At 59.6% G+C, this 23134-nt stretch carries 24 protein-coding genes and 1 riboswitch; of the genes, 9 read left to right on the forward strand and 15 right to left on the reverse strand.

Annotated elements, in window-relative coordinates; genetic code table 11:
- Positions 1-14 precede the first annotated feature (14 nt).
- Complete coding sequence (locus tag EBB79_RS05240) at positions 15-797, reverse strand: DeoR/GlpR family DNA-binding transcription regulator (protein WP_127747918.1); 783 nt, start codon at positions 795-797, stop codon at positions 15-17.
- Between the two features lie 13 nt (positions 798-810).
- Positions 811-1614 (reverse strand): inositol monophosphatase family protein, encoded by an 804-nt coding sequence (locus EBB79_RS05245; protein WP_127747919.1) that lies wholly within the window; start codon positions 1612-1614, stop codon positions 811-813.
- Between the two features lie 459 nt (positions 1615-2073).
- Between EBB79_RS05245 and EBB79_RS05250 the strand changes: the two genes are divergently transcribed.
- The 3 genes from EBB79_RS05250 (at position 2074) to EBB79_RS05260 (ending at position 6354) form a co-directional block, all read left to right on the forward strand.
- The gene (locus EBB79_RS05250; protein ID WP_127747920.1) at positions 2074-3093 is read left to right on the forward strand and encodes a putative 2-aminoethylphosphonate ABC transporter substrate-binding protein; all 1020 of its coding nucleotides are present in this window, start codon (positions 2074-2076) and stop codon (positions 3091-3093) included.
- 130 nt (positions 3094-3223) lie between these two features.
- Entirely contained in the window at positions 3224-4333 is a 1110-nt protein-coding gene (locus EBB79_RS05255) for a putative 2-aminoethylphosphonate ABC transporter ATP-binding protein (protein WP_238705002.1), read from the forward strand.
- Positions 4333-6354 carry a putative 2-aminoethylphosphonate ABC transporter permease subunit gene (locus tag EBB79_RS05260; protein ID WP_127747922.1) on the forward strand — a complete coding sequence of 674 codons (2022 nt, stop codon included), beginning with the start codon at positions 4333-4335 and terminating at the stop codon, positions 6352-6354. The genes EBB79_RS05255 and EBB79_RS05260 overlap by 1 nt, the downstream gene beginning before the upstream one ends.
- Positions 6355-6396: 42 nt before the next feature.
- On the opposite strand, the gene EBB79_RS05265 is transcribed toward EBB79_RS05260, so the two are convergent.
- Positions 6397-7263, reverse strand: coding sequence for a LysR substrate-binding domain-containing protein (locus EBB79_RS05265; RefSeq protein WP_127747923.1), 867 nt, complete (start codon positions 7261-7263; stop codon positions 6397-6399).
- Between the two features lie 115 nt (positions 7264-7378).
- Here EBB79_RS05265 and EBB79_RS05270 point away from each other — a divergent pair, with 115 nt between their 5' ends.
- The 5 genes from EBB79_RS05270 (at position 7379) to EBB79_RS05290 (ending at position 13556) form a co-directional block, all read left to right on the forward strand.
- Entirely contained in the window at positions 7379-8566 is a 1188-nt protein-coding gene (locus EBB79_RS05270; protein WP_164860747.1) for a 2-aminoethylphosphonate--pyruvate transaminase, read from the forward strand.
- 18 nt (positions 8567-8584) lie between these two features.
- Complete coding sequence (gene phnA, locus EBB79_RS05275) at positions 8585-9829, forward strand: phosphonoacetate hydrolase (protein ID WP_127747925.1); 1245 nt, start codon at positions 8585-8587, stop codon at positions 9827-9829.
- 14 nt (positions 9830-9843) lie between these two features.
- Positions 9844-11292 (forward strand): phosphonoacetaldehyde dehydrogenase, encoded by a 1449-nt coding sequence (gene phnY / locus EBB79_RS05280; protein WP_127747926.1) that lies wholly within the window; start codon positions 9844-9846, stop codon positions 11290-11292.
- Between the two features lie 72 nt (positions 11293-11364).
- Entirely contained in the window at positions 11365-12720 is a 1356-nt protein-coding gene (gene pbfA / locus EBB79_RS05285; RefSeq protein WP_127747927.1) for a (R)-1-hydroxy-2-aminoethylphosphonate ammonia-lyase, read from the forward strand.
- The gene (locus EBB79_RS05290) at positions 12717-13556 is read left to right on the forward strand and encodes a DMT family transporter (protein ID WP_127747928.1); all 840 of its coding nucleotides are present in this window, start codon (positions 12717-12719) and stop codon (positions 13554-13556) included. The genes pbfA and EBB79_RS05290 overlap by 4 nt, the downstream gene beginning before the upstream one ends.
- Positions 13557-13635: 79 nt before the next feature.
- Here the strand turns inward: EBB79_RS05290 and cobF are convergent, their stop codons facing one another.
- The 10 genes from cobF to cbiE all read right to left on the reverse strand — a co-directional run bounded on the left by cobF (position 13636) and on the right by cbiE (position 20936).
- A complete protein-coding gene (gene cobF / locus EBB79_RS05295) occupies positions 13636-14385 on the reverse strand; it encodes a precorrin-6A synthase (deacetylating) (RefSeq protein WP_127747929.1) in 750 nt (249 codons plus the stop codon).
- Positions 14386-14469: 84 nt separating this feature from the next.
- Positions 14470-14970: a hypothetical protein gene (locus EBB79_RS05300; RefSeq protein ID WP_127747930.1), complete on the reverse strand. Its 501-nt coding sequence runs from the start codon at positions 14968-14970 to the stop codon at positions 14470-14472.
- 64 nt (positions 14971-15034) lie between these two features.
- A complete protein-coding gene (locus EBB79_RS05305; protein ID WP_127747931.1) occupies positions 15035-15727 on the reverse strand; it encodes a CbtA family protein in 693 nt (230 codons plus the stop codon).
- A 3-nt stretch (positions 15728-15730) separates the two neighbouring features.
- Positions 15731-15901 (reverse strand): CbtB domain-containing protein, encoded by a 171-nt coding sequence (locus tag EBB79_RS05310; protein WP_127747932.1) that lies wholly within the window; start codon positions 15899-15901, stop codon positions 15731-15733.
- A gap of 32 nt (positions 15902-15933) precedes the next feature.
- A riboswitch (cobalamin riboswitch) is annotated at positions 15934-16153 on the reverse strand.
- Positions 16154-16210: 57 nt separating this feature from the next.
- Positions 16211-16558, reverse strand: a complete 348-nt coding sequence (locus EBB79_RS05315) for a DUF1636 domain-containing protein (protein WP_127747933.1) — start codon at positions 16556-16558, stop codon at positions 16211-16213.
- A complete protein-coding gene (cobA, locus tag EBB79_RS05320) occupies positions 16555-17277 on the reverse strand; it encodes a uroporphyrinogen-III C-methyltransferase (RefSeq protein ID WP_127747934.1) in 723 nt (240 codons plus the stop codon). Before cobA ends, EBB79_RS05315 begins: the two co-directional genes overlap by 4 nt.
- Positions 17274-18590 carry a cobyrinic acid a,c-diamide synthase CobB gene (locus tag EBB79_RS05325; protein WP_127747935.1) on the reverse strand — a complete coding sequence of 439 codons (1317 nt, stop codon included), beginning with the start codon at positions 18588-18590 and terminating at the stop codon, positions 17274-17276. Before EBB79_RS05325 ends, cobA begins: the two co-directional genes overlap by 4 nt.
- Entirely contained in the window at positions 18590-19375 is a 786-nt protein-coding gene (gene cobM, locus EBB79_RS05330; RefSeq protein WP_127747936.1) for a precorrin-4 C(11)-methyltransferase, read from the reverse strand. Before cobM ends, EBB79_RS05325 begins: the two co-directional genes overlap by 1 nt.
- Positions 19372-19752: a cobalamin biosynthesis protein gene (locus tag EBB79_RS05335; protein ID WP_127747937.1), complete on the reverse strand. Its 381-nt coding sequence runs from the start codon at positions 19750-19752 to the stop codon at positions 19372-19374. The genes cobM and EBB79_RS05335 overlap by 4 nt, the downstream gene beginning before the upstream one ends.
- A complete protein-coding gene (gene cbiE, locus EBB79_RS05340) occupies positions 19749-20936 on the reverse strand; it encodes a precorrin-6y C5,15-methyltransferase (decarboxylating) subunit CbiE (protein WP_127747938.1) in 1188 nt (395 codons plus the stop codon). Before cbiE ends, EBB79_RS05335 begins: the two co-directional genes overlap by 4 nt.
- Here cbiE and EBB79_RS05345 point away from each other — a divergent pair.
- Positions 20935-21669 (forward strand): cobalt-precorrin-6A reductase, encoded by a 735-nt coding sequence (locus EBB79_RS05345; RefSeq protein WP_127747939.1) that lies wholly within the window; start codon positions 20935-20937, stop codon positions 21667-21669. The two genes, cbiE and EBB79_RS05345, sit on opposite strands and share 2 nt — an antisense overlap.
- On the opposite strand, the gene cobJ is transcribed toward EBB79_RS05345, so the two are convergent.
- Complete coding sequence (gene cobJ / locus EBB79_RS05350) at positions 21666-22421, reverse strand: precorrin-3B C(17)-methyltransferase (RefSeq protein ID WP_127747940.1); 756 nt, start codon at positions 22419-22421, stop codon at positions 21666-21668. The two genes, EBB79_RS05345 and cobJ, sit on opposite strands and share 4 nt — an antisense overlap.
- Positions 22418-23134: a precorrin-2 C(20)-methyltransferase gene (gene cobI / locus EBB79_RS05355; RefSeq protein ID WP_177627855.1), complete on the reverse strand. Its 717-nt coding sequence runs from the start codon at positions 23132-23134 to the stop codon at positions 22418-22420. The genes cobJ and cobI overlap by 4 nt, the downstream gene beginning before the upstream one ends.

Genomic DNA, 23134 nt, shown 5'->3' on the forward strand with positions numbered 1-23134 from the left:
GCTGTTGGCCTGGATCATGCCGCGATAATCAGTCGTTTGACCCGCTCGGTTACACTTTGCACCAGGTCCGCTTGCTTGCGAATTTGGGCATCCGTCACCAGCGCATCCATCTGCTCAAACCGGCAATAACGATAATTGCCACTGGTCGAGAATTTGGCGGCATCCGCCAACACCACACTCTCGCGACTGTTTTCCAGCATTGCCAGGGCAACCTCGGCCTCGGATTCGGCGGCATTCACGGCGCCATGCTCAGGGTCGATTGCAGTGGGCGAAACAAAGGCAATATCTGCCTGAATGCGCGAGATCTGACGCAATGTCTGTTGTCCCGCCGTGGCAAAATCAAACGCGGTCAGGCTGCCCCCCAGTAAAGTCACCCGGCTGGAAATGCGATTGGCGTCAAAGTCTTTCTGCAGGCGGCTTGCCGCCTCCAGCGAATTCGAAATAACATGCAATCCGTGAATTGTTGCCAGTTGCCGGGCCAGGGAAATGGTCGTGCTGCCGGTGTCAAAAAAGATCACCTTGTGATCGGTGATCAGATCACAGGCGGCCCGGGCAATCGACTGCTTTTCCTTGACGTGCAAGCTGGAGCGCACATGTAACGGGGGTTCTGAATGGGCATCCGCAGACACCGCGCCGCCATGTACCCGCCGCAACAGGCCCAGGGCCTCCATATCCAGCAGGTCCCGGCGCACCGTTTCACGCGATACCGACAGATCTTCGACCAGATCATCGGTGGTGACGCTTTGCAGCTCTTCGAGGCGTCTGAATATTCTTTGGTGTCGTTGGTTTTTCCACATGGCGCTATCTGTGTCAGATCTGTTGCAGTATTTCCAGCGCAGCCTGGTGTAATTGCGGTGTTGCTGCGGCAATCACCCGTCCGTCCGAGGCCTGATGCAATGGGTTTCCGGACCAATCGGTAATAACACCGCCGGCGCTCTCGACAACGGGGATGAGGGCGAAATAGTCGTAAGGCTCCAGTTTTGCCTCTACCACCAAATCCACATGACCCGAGGCAAGCAGCCCGTAGGAATAGCAATCGCCGCCAAACCGCGGCACTGCCGCTGACTGCAGCAACGTCTCAATTTTGACCCGGTCGTCGGCGTCAAAGTACAGGATGTTGGTGGTGTAGAACCGTGCCTGGGCCAGTGTCTCACAGGTTGAAACCCGGCAATCGTGTCTGGCCCCGCTGCTGTCCTCAAATGTACAAGTTTTTCCACAAATACCCAGCCACCTTTCCCGAATCGCCGGCATATCGATCAGGCCAATCTCGGGGTTTCCGCCATTAAGTTTGGCCAGAAGCGTGCCCCAAATGGGCCAGCCGGTGATAAAACTGCGGGTTCCATCGATCGGATCCACAACCCACAATTCCTCGGCGTCCAGGTTAAGTGAGCCAAATTCCTCGCCTAAAAACCCATGTGTCGGATAGGTCTTTTTCACCATCTCGCGCACAAATGATTCGACGTTCCGATCGATCTCGGTGACGGGGCTAAGGTCATTTTTCTTGACGATTTCAACATCTTTGCGAAATCCTGGCAGCGAAACCAGCCTGGCTTGATCGGCCAGATAGCTGGCGAAATCCACAGTGCTTTGCGATACGATGCGCGTGTTGGTCATGGTTGTTCCCAAGTGTGACAGCTCTGAGCAAGCGCACAAATGAGCGTCTTGCCGTAGGGCGTAATTGCATCAGAGTCCTATTTGTCTAGGTTCTAGACAGAAAAGCACAATTATGCAAGAAAACATAGAAATACACATGATAACGCAGTAGGGTGTCCGAATAGGAGGCTAAACTCCCGATCTCGTTAGCGGCTGGTAATGTTGTGATCTCAACTTGTTGTCAGTGATAGATATGCCTGCGTAAATTGCGTCGGCAGTCTCACAAGGGATCTTCCGCAGTTTGGGAGATCGGGGAATGATCAGAGTCGCAACTATAGGCTCAACTAATGAAGTTGTAGGTTTAATCGATTTTTCTTGTTAAAAAATCATGCCAAACTGACCGCGGCTTCGCAAAAATCTTACAAAGGGGTGATCAACAACCCCGTATGAAGTTCACTAAGAAAAACAGAGGAGACTAAAATGAAACTCAAGGTATCAACTCTCACATCTCTGGTCGCGGGTGCGTTCCTGGCGACATCGGTATCGGCCGAGACAGAGCTGACCGTTTATACCGCAGTCGAGGCCGAGGATCTGGCCCGCTATGCGGAAACGTTCAACAAGACAAACCCGGACATCAAAATCAACTGGGTGCGCGATTCGACTGGTATTATTACTGCTAAACTGCTGGCCGAGCGTGACAACCCGCAGGCTGATGTGGTCTGGGGATTGGCCGCAACTTCGCTGCTGCTGCTCAAAGCCGAAGGCATGCTGGAAGCTTATGCACCTGCCGGTGTTGAACAGCTGGACGCCAAGTTTGTGGATGGCGACAATCCACCCGCATGGGTTGGCATGGATGCCTGGGTGGCGTCTGTTTGCTACAACACTGTAGAGGCCGAAAAGGCTGGTCTGACACCGCCAACATCCTGGCAGGACCTGACCGACCCACAGTATGCCGGTCACCTTATCATGCCGAATCCGAACTCCTCGGGTACGGGCTTTCTGGATGTGTCCAGCTGGTTGCAGATCTTCGGTGAAGAAGGCGGCTGGGAGTATATGGACGCGCTGCACAACAATATCGCGCGCTATACCCACTCTGGTTCCAAGCCTTGTAAACTGGCGGCAGCTGGTGAAATCCCAATCGGTATTTCCTTTGCCTTCCGCGGTGCCAAATCCAAAGCGGCCGGCGCACCACTGGATATCATCGTGCCAAGCGAAGGTGTTGGCTGGGACATGGAGGCCACTGCGATTGTAGCAGGAACCGCCAATCTGGAAGCCGCGCAGAAACTGGTTGATTTCACAGTCACGCAGGGTGCCAACGAGATGTACAACACCGGTTATGCGGTTGTTGCCTATCCTGGAGTTGCCAAGCCGGTCGAGCACTTCCCCGCCGGTCTGCTGGATGCCATGATCGACAACGATTTCGAGTTTGCGGCCAACAACCGCGCTGCGATCCTGTCCGAATGGCAGTCGCGCTACGACGGCAAGTCGGATCCTAAGTAACCAATCTTAGGTCGGGGGGCAGATCTGTCCCCCGACATCTCACAATATTTCAAATTCCCTACAGTGTATGGTTGCCGCGCCGACGGTGTGTCGACTGGTGCCGACTAAGCTGACTAAAGGACCACGCCCCGTGACGCATATAGCATCTGGTGATCTCTACCTGAGCATCTCTAACCTTTGGAAAGCCTTTGGCGAATTCCTTGCCCTCAAGGACATTTCGTTAGACATCAATGAAGGTGAATTCATTTGTTTCCTTGGGCCATCTGGCTGCGGAAAAACCACCCTGCTGCGGGCGATTGCCGGGCTGGATCTGCAAACCAAGGGGGCGGTCCTGCAAGATGGCAAAGACGTGTCGAACCTGCCTCCGTCGGAACGCGACTTTGGCATTGTGTTTCAGTCTTACGCCCTATTCCCCAACCTGACGATTGAGAAAAACATCGCCTTTGGTCTGGAAAACACTGGTCGTGGTAAGGCTGAAATTACAGCCAGGGTCAGTGAATTGCTTGAACTGGTCGGACTGCCAGATCAGGGCAGTAAATACCCGGCGCAGCTGTCCGGCGGGCAGCAGCAGCGGATCGCGCTGGCGCGGGCTATTGCCACCAAACCGGGGCTGTTGCTGCTGGACGAACCCCTGTCGGCACTTGATGCCAAGGTGCGGGTGCATTTGCGTCATGAAATCAAGGAACTACAGCGTAAACTGGGGGTGACCACCGTGATGGTGACCCATGACCAGGAAGAGGCGCTGACCATGGCTGACCGCATCGTGGTGATGAACCAGGGCGTGATCGAGCAAGTCGGATCTCCCACCGAAATCTATCGCGAGCCGGCCAATCTGTTTGTGGCCGACTTTATCGGTGAAATGAACCAGATAACCTCTGCTGTTGCGGCGAATGGGGATTTGTCACTGGGTTCGACCGCATTTTCCTGCATTGCGCATGACTTTGCTCAGGGCAGTCAAGTGGTTGCGGCTATCCGCCCCGAGGACATCATCCCCCATGAGGCCGGATATCAGCCCGGCGCTGATAACAGCAATTGCATCGAAGTGCAGTTAGAGGAAATGGAATTCCTCGGGTCTTTCTGGCGTTGCCATCTGCGCAACGAAGGCTTTGGCAACTCCGAGCTTATCGCGGATTTTTCAATCAACGCAGTGCGTCGTCTGGAACTGGCTTCCGGTAAGCCGATGATCGTTGAACTGCCCGAGGATCGCCTGATGGCCTTTGCCCAGCCGGAGGCAAACTGATGAGCAGCCAGACCACTGACCTCACCAAAATGCCGCCCGGTCCGGTGATCAAGGGCAAGCTTAGCCGGGATGACATTGTCATGCGCGGCGGCATGATCGTGATTGCGCTGTATCTGATTGTGACACTGGCTTTCCCGCTCTACGCAATGCTGTCAAAGTCCTTCTCGACCTATCGGTTTGAGCTGTCGCAATATGAAATGCAGGTGTCAGATCAGGACGGTGTGTTTGATGGCACGATATTGAACCCGGTAGATCTGAATGCCGCCACAGGTGCATTTGACACCAGTGACCTCAGTACTGGATCAGATGGCCGCCTGCCTGTCGCCAAGTTGTTCCCTGACTTCAGTTTCCGCAGCCCGGTGATGTACCAGATCCGCAATGCGCAGCCCGGTGGCCGGTTCCTGGTCGGGTCCACTCTGCATGACGAAGACACCTGGCTGGAACTGGACAGCAATAATTTCCGCCGAGTTCAATTGCGGCCGATGAAATCAACAGGCTTTGACAACTTCGTCAATTATTTCTCGACGCCGGCCCTGTCAAATTCGATCAAGAACTCGCTGGTCATTGCTGTCATCAGTACGGTGATCACAGTGACGCTGGCCTTCTGGTTTGCCTATGCGCTGAACCGCAGCTGTATGAAGTTCAAAGGTGTGTTCCGACTGATCGCCATGGCACCGATCCTGGTGCCGTCGCTGCTGCCCGGTATCGCGCTGGTCTATCTGTTCGGCAATCAGGGCATGCTCAAAGAGCTGCTGTTTGGCGCCAGTATTTATGGTCCCATCGGCATCGTTATCGGCTCGGTGTTCTTCACCTTTCCGCATGCCTTCCTGATCATCTCAACCGCGCTGGCGATATCTGACGCCCGCCTGTACGAAGCCGCGGTGTCGCTGCGCGCCTCGCCCTGGCGTACCTTCTGGACTGTTACCATCCCCAGCGCCCGTTATGGTCTGATCTCGGCGGGGTTTGTGGTGTTCAACTTGGTGATCACCGACTTTGGTCTGCCCAAAGTGATCGGCGGTCAGTTCAATATGCTGGCAGTGGACATCTATAAGCAGGTGATCGGCCAGCAGAACTTTGAAATGGGCGCCGTGGTCTCGGTGGTGCTGATTGTGCCGGCGATCTTTGCCTTCGCACTGGATCGCTATGTGCAAAGCAAACAGGTGGCAACACTGTCGGCGCGCTCGGTGCCGTTCCAGCCCAGCCCAGATGCCAAAATGGACCGGATCTTTCTGATTTATTCCAGCCTTGTGGCCGTGTTCATCGTTGGTATCCTGGCGGTCTGTCAATTTGCAGCCCTGATCAAGTTCTGGCCCTATGACCTGTCCTTAAGCCTGAACAATTATCAGTTCGACAAGATGGATGGCGGCGGTTGGGCGTCGTATTTCAACTCGATCAAACTGGGGTTGATCACCGCTGTCGTCGGCACCGCAGTGATCTTTTTCGGCGCCTATCTCGTTGAGAAGTCCAACGGCTTTCGGGTGGGGCGCTCGCTGTTCCAGATGATCGCGATGCTGCCGATGGCGATCCCCGGAATGGTACTGGGCCTGGCCTACATCTTCTTCTTCAACAATCCTGCCAATCCGTTGAACTGGATCTATGGCACCATGGCCATTCTGGTGATCTCGGCTGTCACTCACTTTTACACGGTATCCCACCTGACGGCGGTGACGGCCTTGAAACAGATGGACCGCGAGTTTGAATCGGTCTCGGCCTCGTTGAAGCAACCAACCATGAAGCTGTTCAGCCGCGTGACGGTGCCGGTCTGCCTGCCGGCGGTGCTGGATATCTCGATCTATCTGTTCGTCAATGCCATGACCACGGTGTCGGCGGTGGTGTTCCTGTATTCACCCAAAACCTCGCTCGCCTCGATCGCGGTTCTGAACATGGATGACGCAGGCGATATCGCTCCGGCGGCGGCGATGGGGATGATGATCTTTTACACCAACGCAGGCGCGCGCATTATTCACCTGATCCTGTCCAAGGGTGTTTTGGCGCGTACCCAGGCCTGGCGCGCGCGCTAACAAAACCAAACCCCCCCGCCTGAGACTTTCGGTGGGGGGCTTTCAACGCTGCAGACTGCGGGCACAGTCCATGAAAGAGCGGATGACTTTCACATCCCGGCGCTGGGATAGATGCACCAGCGATTCACTCATGTTGATGTTGTGACCGTCGATTTTCAGCGGCACCAGCCGTACGTCGCTGCCAAACTCTGCCCGCGAGACAAAGCCAATGCCAGCCCCCGAGGCGACAACCTCGCGCACAGCTTCACGTCCCTCAGCTTCGATTGCGGGGCGTAGAGTGATTTTCTGTTTGGCCGCTTCCTGAACCAGTTTTTCGCGGGTCTTTGATCCAATCTCACGAAAGATCAGTGGCAGTTTCGACAGTTCCTTCAAAGTAACCGAAGTCTTCCCCTTTGGCAGCAAGTCCTTGCTGGCAAAGCCGATAATTTCGGTTGCGCCCAGATCCAGCATATCCATGTCCTTACCCGGTGACGGGCTGCCAGCGACACCAATCTCGGCATTATAGGCCCGCAACTCTTCCAGGATCTCTTCGGTATTGCCGACCCGCAGGCTGAGCGTGACGTTGGGATAGCGCTGACGATAGACGCGCAGGATGTCGGTGACGTGATGTGCGGAATCGGCGACGATGCGCAGGGTTCCGTGAACGGCGGCGCTGGTTTCGGTCAGGTAATCGTGGATCTGCAATTCAATTTCAAAATACTGTTTGGTTCTCAGGAACAATTGCTCGCCGGCCTCGGTCAATTGAACCCGCTTACGGTCGCGGCTGAACAGCAAGACATCATGTTCCTGTTCCAATTTGCGCACCTGTTCCGAAATTGCAGGCTGGGTCAGGTGCAGCGCTTCTGCCGCGCGTGAGAACCCACCCAGCAGGGCCACATGGTGAAAGGCCTTCAACTGGCTATGACGCATTTTCCGGTCTCCTGAGCTGTATAGGTTCAACTTATAGAATGATCGTTTTTTGCAATTTTACATATAGATGGGAATGTCGCAATGCTTGCCTTGAAACGAGTGTCCGGAGATGAACATGACCAGCCTAGACAATACGCTTCCTGCCCCCCGTTTGGGTGAGCCATATTTGTTGACACCGGGGCCGCTGACGACCTCATACGCCGTCAAAGAGGCGATGCTGCGCGATTGGGGCAGCTGGGATGACGACTTCCGCGCCATGACCGCCGAGCTGCGCACACGACTGCTGGCGATGCTGGGGAAGGGGGGCGACGACTTCGATTGCGTTCCGATGCAGGGCAGTGGCACCTTTTCGGTTGAGGCGATGTTGTGCAGCTTTGTGCCGCGTGATGGCAAAGTATTGGTTCTGGCCAATGGCGCCTACGGTCAGCGCACCGCGCAGACCCTTGCCTATCTTGGCCGTGACCACGTGGTGCTGGACAAAGGCGACTACCTGCCGCCCCGCGGCGTTGAGGTTGCACAGATCCTGGCGGACGACCCGGAAATCACCCATGTTGTGGCAATCCACTGCGAAACCAGCTCGGGCATTCTGAACCCAGTCGAGGAAATCTCCGAAGCGACTTATGCCGCGGGCCGCAAACTGCTGGTTGACAGCATGTCCGCCTTTGGGGCGCTGCCGCTGGAAGTGGCGCAGGTGCGCTACGAGGCACTGGTCTCGTCGGCCAACAAATGCATCGAGGGTGTGCCCGGATTTGGCTTTATCATTGCCCGCAAAAGCGAGCTGGAACTGGCCAAGGGCAACAGCAACTCAATGAGCCTGGATGTGCATGCACAATGGGCCACGATGAACAAGACTGGCCAATGGCGGTTCACGCCGCCGACCCATGTGGTCGCAGCCTTTCTGGTCGCTCTGCGGGCCCATGAAGCCGAGGGCGGCGTCGCCGGCCGTGGGGCACGCTACACCCGCAACCGCGATGTGATGGTGGCCGGAATGCGTGAATTGGGCTTTGAAACCCTGCTCAAGGATCGCTGGTTATCACCGATTATCGTGACCTTTTTCTGCCCGGCAGATCCCAAGTTTGTCTTTGCCGATTTTTACGCCTTGATGAAGGCAAAAGGCTTTATCATATATCCCGGCAAGCTCACCGTGGTGGACAGTTTCCGCGTCGGCTGCATCGGGCAAATGGATGAACATGTCATGCGGCGGGTGACTGCTGCTGCCAAGGAAACTCTTGAGGAGATGGGCGTGAAATCCGCGACCCCACCCTCCCGAGCACTGGAAGAACGCGCCAAGCTGGCGGCCTGAATACACAAAGGAAGACCCATGACAACTCAATCTCCCATCGAAGCCAACGGCCGCAGCTATCCTATGCCGAAAGTCTGCGCCATTGCGATTTGTCTGGACGGCTGTGAGCCCGAGTATCTGGACAAGGCCATCGCTGACGGCCTGATGCCGACGCTGAAGCGGATGCGCGAAACCGGCACCGACCGTCTTGCGCACTCGGTGATCCCGTCTTTCACCAACCCCAACAACCTGTCGATCGCCACAGGTCGCCCCCCCGTTGTGCACGGTATCTGCGGCAACTACCTGTACGAGCCGGAAACCGGCGAAGAAGTGATGATGAACGATGTGCGCTTTTTGCGCGCTCCGACCGTGTTCAGCAAATTCTACGATGCAGGCGCCCGGGTTGCGATCGTCACCGCCAAGGACAAGCTGCGCGCCCTGCTGGGGGCCGGTCTGAAGTTTGACGAAGATCGCGCCAAGTGCTTCTCGGCTGAAAAATCCGACACCTCGACCCAGGCAGAACATGGCCAGGACGCGGCCAGCAATTGGCTGGATATGGCACAGCCCGAGGTTTATTCGGCAGAACTGTCCGAATTTGTCTTTGCCGCCGGTGTCAAACTGCTGCGCGACTGGAAGCCAGACGTGATGTATTTGACCACCACGGACTATGTGCAGCACAAATATGCGCCGCATCAGGCCGAGGCCAAAGCGTTTTATGAGATGTTCGACAAGTACCTGACCGAATTGGACGCCATGGGTGCGGCGATTGTGGTCACGGCTGATCACGGCATGAAGCCCAAGCACCACGCGGATGGCTCACCTTCGGTGGTCTATGTTCAGGACCTGCTGGACGAATGGCTGGGCGAGGCCGCTGCACGTCTGATCCTGCCAATCACTGACCCCTATGTCGTACACCACGGTGCCTTGGGATCCTTTGCGACCGCTTATCTGCCGGCTGATGCCGACCACGCCGAGATCATGGCGAAACTGCGGGCCACTGACGGCATCACCGATGTCCTGACCAACGCCGAGGCGGTTGCCCGGTTTGAGCTGCCAAGCGACCGTATTGGTGACGTTGTTCTGGTCTCGGGTGAAAACATCTGCATCGGCACGTCCGAGCACCGCCACGATCTGGCCGCTTTGAACGAACCGCTGCGCAGCCATGGTGGCCTGACCGAGCAGGAAGTGCCGTTCATCGCCAACCGTGTGTTGCCCTTGCCCGAGCGTCCGGTTCTGCGTAACTTTGACGCTTTCTTCTACGCCACCGCTGCTGCGGCCCTATAAGAATGGACGGTGCAATGAGCAAAACAGAAATCCGCAACGAAGGTATGCGCATCGGTGGTGAGATCGTCTTCACCGATGCCGTCATCGAGGTGAAATACCCCTATACGGACGAAGTGATCGGAACTGTGCCTGCGGGCACGGCCGAACACGCGGCCCGCGCCTTTGAAATCGCGGCCAATTATAAATCCAAGCTCAGCCGCTATGAGCGCAGTCAGATCCTGCAACGCGCAGGTGAGCTGATCGGCGAGCGGCGCGAGTATCTGGCCAAATGGCTGGTGCTGGAGCTGGGCATCTGCCACCAGCACGCCATCTACGAGACCAAACGCGCGCAGGATGTCTATCTGTTCGCCGCAGCACAGGCCCTGCAGGACGATGGCCAGATCTTCTCGTGTGATCTGACCCACAATGGCAAAGAGCGTAAGATCTATACCAAGCGCGAGCCGGTACGGGCGATTTCTGCGATCACCCCGTTCAACCATCCGCTCAACATGGTCAGCCACAAGATCGCGCCGTCGATTGCCACCAACAACTGCATGGTGTGCAAACCAACCGAGCTGACACCGCTGACGGCGATTGCGCTGGCAGACATTCTGTACGACGCCGGGCTGCCACCTGAAATGTTCCAGATCGTCACCGGCTTGCCGCAGGATATCGGCGAAGAGATGATGATGAATGATAACATCGACATCATCACCTTCACCGGCGGTGTTCCGGTGGGCAAGCTGATCGCCTCTAAGGCGGGCTATAAACGTCAGGCGCTGGAGCTGGGCGGCAATGACCCGCTGATCGTCTGCAACGACCTGACGGATGCCGACCTGGAAAAGGCCGCCACCATTGCTGTGGCGGGCGCCACCGGCAACTCGGGTCAGCGCTGTACTGCGATCAAGCGTATTTTGGTTCAGGAAAGCGTCGCCGACAGGTTTGTGCCTCTGGTGCTGGAAAAAGCCAAAGCGATCAAGTTTGGCGATCCGCAGGATCCGGAGACGCAACTGGGCTGTGTGATCCATGCCCAGGCGGCGGAATTGTTTGAGAACCGGGTTTATCAGGCGGAAAAAGAAGGGGCCAAGATCCTCTATCATCCGGGCCGTCAAGGCGCGCTGTTGCCACCGATCGTGGTGGATCACGTGCCCCATGGCAGCGAATTGGTGATGGAAGAGACCTTTGGTCCGATCATTCCGATCGTGCGGGTGCCGGACAATGATGACGCGGTGATGGAGATTTCGAACTCGACTGACTTTGGTCTGTCCTCCGGGGTTTGCACCAACGATCTGAACCGGGCGATATCTTATATCAACGGATTGGACGTGGGCACTTGCAACATCTGGGAACAGCCCGGCTATCGCATCGAAACCTCGCCATTCGGCGGCATCAAGGACAGCGGTAACGCCGTCAAAGAGGGCGTGACCGAGGCGATGAAGTTCTTCACCAATGTGAAAACCTACTCACTGCCCTGGCCCGGCTGAACTGAAACCTCCCCAACTTCGGGGCCTGTCCGTGGGCCCCGATTTTTTCTGATACCCGTGCGAGGCATTAAGATGACCCAAATCGTTCACACCGAAGGGGAGTCCAATACCTCGGACGCCCGCAAAGCCTGGCTGAAACAGTCCATCGGCCCCAATTCCGCGCCCCTGTTGGCCCGCGATTCAGATGCGTTCCTGCATCAAAGCCTGTCCAGCCCCTGCGTCAGCACCATCGCCAAGGCGGATGGTATCTGGATCGAGGACAAGGACGGCCGCCGCTTCATGGATTTCCACGGCAACTCGGTGCATCACATCGGCTATGGTCATCCGCGCTTGGTTCAGGCGATCAAGGACCAGCTGGATGATCTGCCCTTTGCGCCGCGCCGCTTTACCAATGAACCCGCGGTTGAACTGGCCGAGAAGCTGGCCGAAATAGCCCCCGGAGACCTGAGCAAGGTCCTGTTCACCACTGGCGGCTCGGACGCCAATGAAGTGGCGTTGAAAATCGCCCGTGCCGCAACAGGTCGGTTCAAAACCCTATCGTTCTGGGATGCGTTCCACGGCGCCGGGATGGGCGCGGCTTCGGTTGGCGGCGAAGCCACATTTCGCAGTCACATCGCCGGGCCGCTGCTGGCCGGAACCGAGCATGTGGCGCCGTTCCACCCCACCCGCTGCCCCTATGGTCATAAGACACTGGAAGACAGCGCCATGGCCTGTGCCAATATGCTTGAATACGTGCTGGAACGCGAAGGCGACGTATCAGCCGTGATCGCCGAGGCGATGCGCGCGGTGCCGATTGTTCCGCCTCCGGGGTTCTGGAAAGCCATCCGCGCCGCCTGTGACCGTCACGGCGCGCTGTTGATCCTGGACGAAATCCCCACGGGCCTGGGAAAAACCGGCAAGATGTTCTGCTGCGAGCATGATGAAATCGTGCCGGATATCCTGACTGTTGGGAAGGCACTGGGCGGTGGCATCCTGCCCATTGCAGCCTGTATTGTCCGCCCCGAGTTGGACGTCTGTGGCGATTTCGCCATCGGCCACTACACCCACGAGAAAAATCCGGTCACCGCCCGTGCCGCGCTGACTACAATCCAGATCATCCAGGACGAGGGTCTGGTGGATCGCGCCGCCGAGCTGGGGCATTATGCGCTGGAGCGGTTGAACAACCAGTTGGGCGATTGTCCCATCGTGGGCGATATCCGCGGTCGTGGATTGATGTTCGGGATTGAGATCGTCACCAACCGCACTGATAAAACTGCGGATGTGTCCCGCGCCGAGACGATCTATTATGCGTCATTGGCGGCTGGTCTCAGCTTTAAGATCTCGGCCGGATCAGTTTTGACCTTGTCACCACCGCTGACCATCTCGCGGGATGATCTGGACCGGGCGCTGGATATTGTAGTCAGTGCCATCAAGGATTCGCTGGGGTGAGCAGCACAACTGTCCTCATCGTTCTGGGCGCGGCCTTTTTGCATGCCTTCTGGAATGCTGTGGTCAAAGGGGCAGGTGACCGGACTGTCACATTGGGGTTGATTGCACTGGGGCATGTGGTCCCAGGCCTGATCCTGGTAACGATGTTTCCCTCGCCGGGCTGGGATGTGCTGCCCTATGTGATTGCGTCAACCGTGATCCACTGGGGGTATTATGTCCTGCTGAATGTGGCCTACCGGCTGGGTGATCTTAGCATGATCTACCCAATCACCCGGGGCATGTCGCCGGTGTTGATCGCGCTGGGGGCACAGTTTTGGCTGGGTGAGACACTGCCCGCTCTGGCCTGGGCCGGTGTGCTGATCATTTCAGTCGGCGTGTTGATCCTGACCAAAGGTATCGTGCGCGGTGGCATGTCGCGCACAGGCGTTGTTGCCGCCATGGCGGTGGCGGTGATCGTCGCATCGTATTCCCTGGTCGATGGCGTTGGGGTCCGTCTGGCTGATAATGCCATGAGTTATATCGGTTGGCTCTATGTCTCGGAGCTGGCAGTGGTGGTGTTCGTCTTCGCCACCCGCTGGCAGCGGGTTCGGCAAATGCCGTGGAAAAGCTGTGTGCTGGGCTATCTGGGCGGGGTGTTGTCGGGCACCGCTTACGGGCTGGTGCTGTATGCCAATACGCTGGCGCCACTGGGCATGGTCTCAGCCGTGCGTGAAACCTCGGTTATCTTTGCGGCGATGATTGGGGTGATGTGGTTTGGCGAAGGTCCCAAACGCCGCCGCCTGCTGGCTGCGGTGGTGGTGTCGCTGGGCATCATCTGTATCGGATTGACGAAGTAATGCGCTGGCCAGCCGGGTCTCAGGGCCAGCCAGCTGGATCAGTGGCTATGCAAAACGGATGGGTCAGTTGCAGCGGCTCTCACCTGCGCAGAAGGTAGATATCCATGATCCAGCCGTGATCCGCGCGGGCCGTTGCGCGGGTTTTTATGATCTGGTCCGATACATCGCTGAGTGCCCCGGAAATCAGGATCTCTTCGGGCATGCCGGCATAGGCTGACCACCAAATCTGCACATTTTCCGCATCGAGGCTTTGGAAGGAACAATCGCCGTCCAGCATCACCACCAGCGTATCCGCACTGTCGGGCCAGCCGTGATCGCGCAGCTGGCGACCTGTGGTCACGGTGAACGGGGCGCCGATCTCGTTGATGGGAATGGCATGGGAGGCAGTCAGGGCCTGAACCGAAGTAATGCCGGGGATCACCGTCAGAGCAATCTTTTGCTGGCGCTGCAGACGGTCAGCGATGCGCATGGTGCTGTCGTAGAGCGAGGGATCACCCCAGACCAGGAACCCGACCTTGCCGCCCTTTGGCAGATGGGCCGCAATGGTTGCGCTCCAGACTCCGGCGATGGCGTCGTGCCAGTCATCAACACGCTGGCGGTAATCCGGCGTTTTTGGATCGCGGGTGGGCAGGTCGAATTCAACGATTTTGACGTCTTGTTTTTTGATCACCTGATCACAGATCTGACGGCGCAGTCCGGCCAGATCATCTTTGCCCGCGCCCTTGTTGGGGATCAGGATCAGATCCACCCCATTCAGGGCGGCACTGGCCTGCAATGTCAGGTGCTGCGGATTGCCGGTGCCAATTCCAATGAGGGTCAGGTCGATCATGTCTGGTCTCCAGGAACGAGAGGGGGGGTGCGCGCCGTCCCGAGGGGAAGGGCAGGTGCGGCCCGGCGATGCCGGGCCAGCACATTATTTGACTTGGACTGTGACCGATGCCTCGACCGGAACATCATCGACCATCAGTGGGCTGTGGCCATTGCCGTTCAGCGAGACTTTCACTTCGGCATCCCCCTTGGGCAAGTCACCGATATGCAACCAGTTGCCATAGAGGCGGCCCAGTTTGACGCCGTTGATATAGACATGCGCATGGCCTTCGCCACTGATGTCAGCCGTCGAGGCGTTCTCGGGGGCGAAGCGGAAATTCTGCGGTATCACCTGCAGATTCCATCCGGCCATAGGGTCTTTGGTCAGCTTGATTTCCAGACCTGGGGCATCAGCCCCGGCGGGCAGGTTCACGGCACTGGAGTGATCGTGGCTGGTCATCTCGGCCTGCATTTCCATGCTGGTGTGTTGCGATGGGTCGTCGTGGTCGTGACCTTCGAAAGTGACACCGTTACCGGCGGCGATGACAAAACCAGCGCCGCCGCCAAACAGCAGGCCAATTGCAAAAAGTGCGAGTGGGCGGGACATTATGTCTTCCTTTGATAAAAATCCTCCGCCAGGACTGATCCCAGCGGAGGATTTGGAAGTTTGATCAGGCAGCAGTCTCGGCGCGCTCGCCTTCGATCTGCCAGAAAAATCCGGCAAAGGTGCCCACCAAGGCCCATGCGGCCAGACCAACGCCAAAGGCGCGGGCGGCAAACAGGGCGCCGATCTCGGTTGGGACCGGACCCGAGAAGCTGTCGGGTTCAGGGGCCCCTACCAAATGCGGCGCCATCAGCAAGGCAGCGGCGATCAGGTAGCTGATCTTGTTGCCACCAAAGGCAATCAACCACATGGCGATACCAGCCGTGACCACGGTTGCGGTCCACCAGACCTGACGGTCGCCAACATCAGCGGCGGCCACGCCCGGAACCTCGGGGGCAAGGGTGAACCCTGGTGCCAAGTGGAAGGTGATGAACCCGGCCAATCCCCAAATCAGGCCTGTACGGGCGTTGATTTCAGCGCCCCGGCCTTCGGCCACAGACATCAGCGCCACCATCACCAGTGTATATCCGGTGTAGGTCAGCATGGTGAAGACGATGCTCAACCCGTCACGCATCAGGTCAAACCCCGGCAGTTCGGGATGGGCAGACACAGACGTGCCGCCAAAATGCACCAGTTCACCGGTCTCATAGAGCTCGGCGTGGAGCAGAACAGGCTGCACAAATACCAACTGCAGCAGGGCGGCTATCAACCCTGCTGCAGCACCAGCGAACAACGCGCTGATCAAAATGCGGCTATACATTGGTTAGTGGCAGGGAAAGCCAGTTGCGTGACGCACGTCATGTGCGGCGTCATGCAGAGCGGCGGCCTGTACGTGGCCAGTCAGGGTGACAACACCCAGGCCCAGAACAATTGCGAAAACAGCTGGCAGAAAACCAAGGCCAGTTGCGGAAGCGTTCAGTGTTTTAGTCGTCATGTTTATTCTCCTTACCGTCACACCCGACGGTATAAATTTCGTTCCACATGGCCGGTCTCCTGACTCGTGGGTCACAGCCAACTTTCCCCTTCCCACCGGACATATGTCCGACAGTGGTTTGGAAAGCCGCTCGCCACTCACAGTCGCGGGGGCGGTTGAGGTCTCGACGCCGCAATTGGGTCCGCCGTTCCTCATTCCCGTTTCAGTCCTAACGCTCTGCGCCGTACGAACACCATATTCAGGTAATGTGCCTTATCGCATGTTGTCGGGTCAAGTTTGAAACCGACCGTTCAGAGGCGATATTGCGACTTATTGCGGTGTGGGCGCGGTGTTTGCCGGAATTCGCGCAATCGCTTTGAACCGCAACCCGCCCAAAGGGCGCGCGTCGGCGATATTGCCGTCCGGTGATTCAGTGTAAAGGCGCAGGAAGGTCAGCACATCGGGGATGTCATCCAGGCTGATCTCGCCAAACATATAGGCGGTCTTGCCGCTCTGGCGCACCGCAAGGGTTTGCGGGCGCTTGCAGCCGGACATGCAATCCACCTGTTGCAGGCTGGCCTCTAATCCCATGCCAGACAGGGCCTCGGAGAGTTGACCCGCCAAGGTGGGATCGGCAGTCTTGCAGGTCCGGCACAGGGTTATCGTAGGCGCGCTCATTCCGGAACGGCCAGGGGACCATAGAGGATCAGCACCGGAGCGGTGGTCTGCAGGCCGCGCAGCAGGTCGGGCAACTCGCCGATGGTGTGATGCGACAGGACCTGATCAGGGGTTGAGACCGCCAGTGCCAACAGGGCCCGGGTTTGCGGCGGTAACCCATGGGTTACCAGCAGCTCTGCCAGTGACGCAAAGGTGCGCTTGCCCATATAGACCACAGTGGTGGCATTGGGGTCCGCCAAAGCGGTCAGGTTCAGATCTTCGGGCAGCTCACCGGTGACGTCATGGCCAGTGATATACTGCAACCGACGTGCGGTCAGGCGGCGGGTCAGTGGAATGCCAGCCGCCGCAGCAGCCGCAGAGGCGGCGGTGACACCGGGGATGATCTCGTACGTGATGCCAGCGGCGCGCAGGGCGGTGATTTCTTCCTCGAGGCGGCCAAAAACGCCTGAGTCGCCGGATTTTAGCCGCACCACGGTGGCGCCGGACAAAGCGTAATCCACCAGCAGTTTGCTGACGTGATCCTGCTTGGGCGAGGGCCGACCGGCGCGTTTGCCGACGCCGACCAGATCGGCATCCTCGCGCGCGTGGCTAAGGATCGGGCCCGAGGACAGATCGTCGAACAGAACCGCATCGGCGGCTTCCAACCGTTTCACCGCCTTGACGGTCAGCAGCTCGGGGTCGCCGGGACCAGAGGAGACAAAGCTGACAAAACCAGTCATGAGGTTTCGCCGGTGATCAGGTGGAAGAAGCTGCCAGTGACATTGCCCTTGATCGATCCGGTTTCCGGCACCGGATTGCCATCGGCGTCGAACACCTGCGCCAGCGGTGCGTCGGGTTCATCCAGGATGGTGGTATAATGGAACTCGTGGCCGCGCAGGGCGTCGCCGGCGGCGAACCCGGGCATGGCGCTTTGCAGCACGGCGCGGCGATAGCCGAGGTGGAATTTGCGCTTCTCATAGGATGTGACCAATCCCAGCAAGCCAGCCATCTGGTGGCGGTTGCCCTCCTTGTCGATCAGCGCCTCGCCCAGGGCCATGTAGCCTCCGCATTCACCATGCACGGGTTTGGTCGCCGCGTGCTTTTGCAACCCGGCGCGGAATTTTGCAGCAGCGGCAAGGGTGCCACCGTGCAGCTCGGGATAGCCGCCGGGCAACCAGACCAGATCGGCATCCGGAGCCGGGGCCTCGTCGGCAAGCGGCGAGAACGGCAGGATCTCGGCGCCTGCGTTGCGCCAGCCGGTCAGCAGGTGTGGATAGGTGAACGAGAAGGCCGCGTCGCGGGCCAGTGCGATGCGTTGTGCCGGTGGTTTGGGCAGCGGCCGCGCAACCGGCGCCGCACCAGACAGTGCTGCGGATTTGATCGCGGCAAGGTCGACGTTGTCACGCAGGAAAGTGGCATAGCCGGCAATTGCCGCCTCAAGATCGGGGTGCTCGACCGCCTGGATCAGGCCAAGGTGGCGTTCAGGCAGCGACAGGTCGCCGCGACGGGGCAGCGAGCCGAGCACCTTGATACCGGCTTTTTCCATACCCAGACGGGTCAGGCGTTCGTGGCGCGGGCTGGCCACACGGTTCAGGATCACGCCGGCAAAGGGCACGTCGGTGTCATAGTTTTTGAACCCCAGCGCGGTGGCCGCAGCGCTCTGCGCCTGACCACCCACATCGACCACCAGAATGACCGGCCAGCCCATGCGTTTGGCGGTTTCGGCGCTGGTGCCAAAGGCGGTTTGGCCACGGGTGGCAACCCCGTCGTACAGCCCCATCGAGCCCTCGCCGATGCAGATTTCCGCGCCAATCGCCTGACTGGCGACAGCGTCCAGCAGATCGGGGGCCATGGCCCAGGTGTCCAGATTGAACGAGGGGCGCTTGGCGGCGGCAAGGTGAAAGGCCGGATCGATATAGTCGGGGCCGGATTTATAAGGCTGAACGATCATGCCGTCCTCGGCCAGGGCCCGCAGCAGGCCCAGCATCACCGTGGTTTTGCCAGTGCCCGAGGAGGGCGCGGAGATCATCAGACCGGGAGGATTCTGCGTCATTATTCGGTCCCTTCTGGAAAGCGCGGGTCGGTGCCGACGGGGCGATAGCGGCGATCATAGTCACCAGCATATAGACAGCTTTCGTCGAAGTCCTCAGCCCCAATTGCGCGGCCCACAAGGATCAGCGCGGTGCGACCACGTTCGCCCTCGGTGGCGTCTTCCAGGGTTTCCAGCGTGGCCTTGACCACCCGCTGGTCTGGCCAAGTGGCGCGCCAGACGATGGCGACGGGGCAATCGGCGCCGTAGTGCGGCGTCAGGCGGGCGATCACGTCCTCGAGCACATGCACGGACAGGTGGATGGCCAATGTGGCACCGGTTTTGCCAAAGTTTTCCAGTGTTTCCCCGTCAGGCATCGACGAGGCGCGGCCGGAGGTCCGGGTCAGGATCAGTGACTGTGCCACGCCGGGCAGGGTCAGTTCAGCCCCCAGCGCGGCGGCGGCGGCGGCAAAGGCAGGGACACCGGGAGTGACGTCATAGGCGATATTCAGCGCCCGCATGCGGCGCAGCTGTTCGCCCATGGCGGACCAGACCGACAGATCGCCCGAATGCAGCCGGGCCACGTCCTGGCCTGCGTCATCGGCGGATTTGATCTCGGCGATGATTTCATCCAGCGACATCGAGGCGGTGTTGACGATGCGGGCGCCATCCGGGCAGTGCTGCAGCAGCGCCTCGGGGACCAGCGATCCGGCATAAAGACAGACAGGGCAGGCGGCGATCAGGTCGCGGCCACGCAGGGTGATCAGGTCGGCGGCACCGGGTCCAGCGCCAATGAAATGTACGGTCATAGGGTCGTCCTTTCGGCAATTGCCGCTGTGGCAAGGCCATTGTCAGTTTTTACGCGGGGGCCGGTCAGGCGCGCGGAGCTATGGGGCTGACCCTTGCGGGCCGCAACCAGCGCAGCGGCTTCGGCCAGGGAACCTGTGCCAAAGCGGGCTTTGATCCGGGGCGAGCAGGTGAGGGTCGGGGTGCTGGCGATCTCGTCTTCAGACAGGGCGATCACCGGCAGGTTCATCTCGGTTGCGAGTTGCTGCAGTTGCGGGGCCGTTGCCTTATGCGCCACCGAGGCAAGGGCGTCGGGCTGGGCGCAGCCAGTCAGGGTCAGCGCCGCGCGCAGGTCGTCGGCGCTGGCATTTTGGCGAAATCCGAAGCCGGCGATCTTCATCGGGTGACGCTCCATTGCAGGACAGGGCGGGCGCGCTGCCAGCCGCGCATGGATCCCAGCGGGCTGACCTCGGCGATTTCGGCCTTCATCAAATGGCCGCCGTGTTGGGCATGGGCTGTCATCAGCAGGGTCTCGGTTTCCAGGGTCACGCCATTTGCCACCACGCGGGTGCCGGTGGGCAGGATCTGCCACAGTTGGTCCAGCAGCGCCTGCGAGGCGCCGCCGCCGATGAACACGGTGTCGGGCAGCTCTTGCGCCTCCAGTATCTTTGGTGCCTGTCCAATGACCAGGCTCATGCGGTGAGTCAGGCCGAACTTTGCCGCGTTCAGATTAATATTTTCAGATCGCTGCGTGCGTTGCTCGAAGATCAGGGCGCGCGCACCAGGGGCGGCGAGGCACCATTCGACCGAGATCGAGCCCGAGCCGCCGCCGATGTCCCAGAGCAACTGGCCGGGGCGCGGCGCCAGCGCTGACAGGGTCAGGGCGCGGATGGGGCGCTTGGTGATCTGGCCGTCGCTGTGGAACATGTCGTCCGCCAGACCCGAGGCACGGGACAAGCCGCCACGGCCGATGGCGGTAATGGCAACAGCAACCGGGGCCTGAATATCGTCGAGGTCAAACCCATCGGCCTGCGCAGTGCGCAGCCGCTGCTGCGGGCCGCCTAGACGCTCCATGATGGTCAGCTGAGAGGCTCCGAACCCTTGCTGGGTCAGCCAGCTGGCCAGTTCCGACGGGGCAGCGCCGTCGCGCAGGGTGCAGATCAGGCGCGTCTTGGGGGCCAGCAGCGGCAGCAGGCGCTGAAACGGCGCGGCGTGCAGGCCCAGACAGAGGGTGTCCTCAAGCCGCCAGGCCAGGTGATTGGCAGCCAGCGCAAAGGTTGAGGGCACAGGGTAAGAGAGCCACTCGCCCGGTTCCAGATGGGCCGCCAGCGAGCCGCCGGCGCCGTGCCAGAACGGATCTCCCGAGGCGAGCACAGCGACCTTTTTGCCACGCGCGGCCAGCACCGGGGCGATGGAAAAGGGTACGGGCCAAGGTTGGCCTTTGTCGGCGGCGCTGACCAGATCCAGATGGCGCGGACCCCCAAAGATGATTTCAGCCTCTTGCAGTGCGGTTCGGCTTGCATCTGTCAGCCCGGCTGGTCCATTTTCGCCCAGACCGATAATTGACAACCAGGGATCAGACATGACGCGTATCCTTTTGCTGGGCGGTACCACTGAAGCCTCGGCCCTGGCGCGGGTGCTGGCCGGGGCCGGGCGGGACGCTGTGTTCTCTTATGCGGGCCGTACCGCGCGCCCGGTGCCGCAACCGCTGCCCCAGCGGCAGGGCGGGTTTGGTGGTGTGGCGGGGCTGGTCGCATATCTGCGGGCCGAGGGCATCAGTCATGTGGTGGATGCCACCCATCCCTTTGCCGCCCAGATGAGCACCCATGCGGTTGCCGCCTGTGCCGAGGCCGGGGTGGACCTGTGTGCCCTGGAGCGGCCGCCGTGGCAGGCGGGCGCGGGGGACGACTGGAGTATGGTTGCGGATATGGCGGCAGCGGTTGCGGCATTGCCCGAGCAGGGCGCGCGGGTGTTTCTGGCGATCGGCAAGCAGAACCTGGACGGTTTTGCCGCCAAGCCGGGCAATCACTATCTGTTGCGGCTGGTGGATGCGCCAGAGGCGGCACTGCCCCTGCTGGACGCCACTGTGGTGCTGGCGCGTGGCCCCTTTGACGCCGCGGCGGACACCGCATTGCTGCAAGACCATCACATCAGCCATATTGTATCCAAGAACGCAGGCGGTGTGGGCGCTGAGGCCAAACTGATCGCGGCGCGCGCCTTGGGGCTGCCGATCATTATGATCGACCGCCCACAGGTGCCCGAGCGGCATATACTGCGCAGCATCGACGAGGTAATGGCCTGGCTGGATCATTGTTAGTCCTCGACGGCGAAACGCGGCGTGTAGACGTGGCGACCCACCCGGCGGGTATCGGCGTTGCCAACGATCACCACGGTGCGCATGTCGGCCATGTCGGGCGTGGCCTCGTTTAGAGTGACGGTGGTGATTGTCTCGCCGGGTTTGGACACATCGCGAGCGAAAGAGATCAGCGTTTCGCCACCGCAAGCCTCGCGCAGGATTTCCAAGGCGCGGCCAAACTGGTGTGGGCGCGACTTGGAGCGCGGGTTGTAAAAGCCCATGGCAAAGCCGGCCTCACCGGCCAGACGCAGGCGTTTTTCGATCAGGGACCAGGGTTTGAGGTTGTCGCTGAGGTTGATGGCGGCGAAGTCGTGGCCCATGGGGGCGCCGATGCGGGCCGATGCGGCGAGCATGGCGGTGATGCCGGGCAGCACCTGAATGTCGAGATCGAGCCAGTCGGGCGCTCCTGCTTCCAGCGCTTCGAACACCGCAGATGCCATAGCAAAGACACCGGGATCACCGGAGGAGACCACCACGACGCGCTTGCCAGCTGCTGCCATTTCCAGCGCATGGGTGGCGCGTTCGATTTCGACCCGGTTATCGGTGGCGTGCAGGGTGAGGCCTGGGCGCGGTTCGACCCGTTTTACGTAGGGGATGTAGCCGACGATGTCGGTCGCCTCGGTCAGAACCTCGTGAACCTGGGCGGTGACCATGGTGTCATTGCCGGGGCCGAGGCCTACGATTTTCACCCAGCCTTTATCTGCATGGGTCATGGGCGGCGTCCCTGTCCGTGAAGGATGACGATCGAGAAATAGGGGACTTTGCCGGTGATATCAGTGAGTTTCTGCACAGTTTGGTCGCTCATGGTGCCGCGCTCGACCAACCAGGCGTCATCGAGGCGTCCGGCGCGTTCCAATGCCCGGCGCAGTTTTGGCAGGTTGCGGCCGATCTTCATCACCACAAGCGCATCGGTGTTGGCGGCGCGCTCGGCCAGTTCGTCCTCGGGGAGGGTGGCCATGGCCACGGTCAGCACGTCGTCGCCCCAGGTGATCGGCATTCCGGTGGCGGTCCAGCAGCCAGACATGCCGGTGATGCCAGGGATGACCTCGACCTCGGCGCGGCCCTGCAGGCGAGTGTAGAGATGCATGAAAGAGCCATACAGGAAGGGGTCGCCCTCGCAGAGCACCACCACGTCGTCGGTTTTGACCATCTCGGCCAGGGTGTCGGCCCATTCATCGTAAAAGGCACCGAGGATCCGGTTGTATTCCGGGTCCGAGAAATGGATCTCGGTGGTGACCGGGTATTCCATTGCATGTTCGACCACGCCCTCGGGCATCATGCCATTGACCAGTCGTCGCGCCTGACCTTCGTACCCGGCTTTACGGAAATAGGCGATGTGGCACGCGCCTTGGATGGCACGGTACGAGCGCAGGCTCATCAAGTCGGGATCGCCGGGGCCGAGGCCCGCGCAGATGATTTTACCCAT

The organism is Parasedimentitalea marina (assembly GCF_004006175.1).
Lineage (GTDB): Bacteria > Pseudomonadota > Alphaproteobacteria > Rhodobacterales > Rhodobacteraceae > Parasedimentitalea > Parasedimentitalea marina.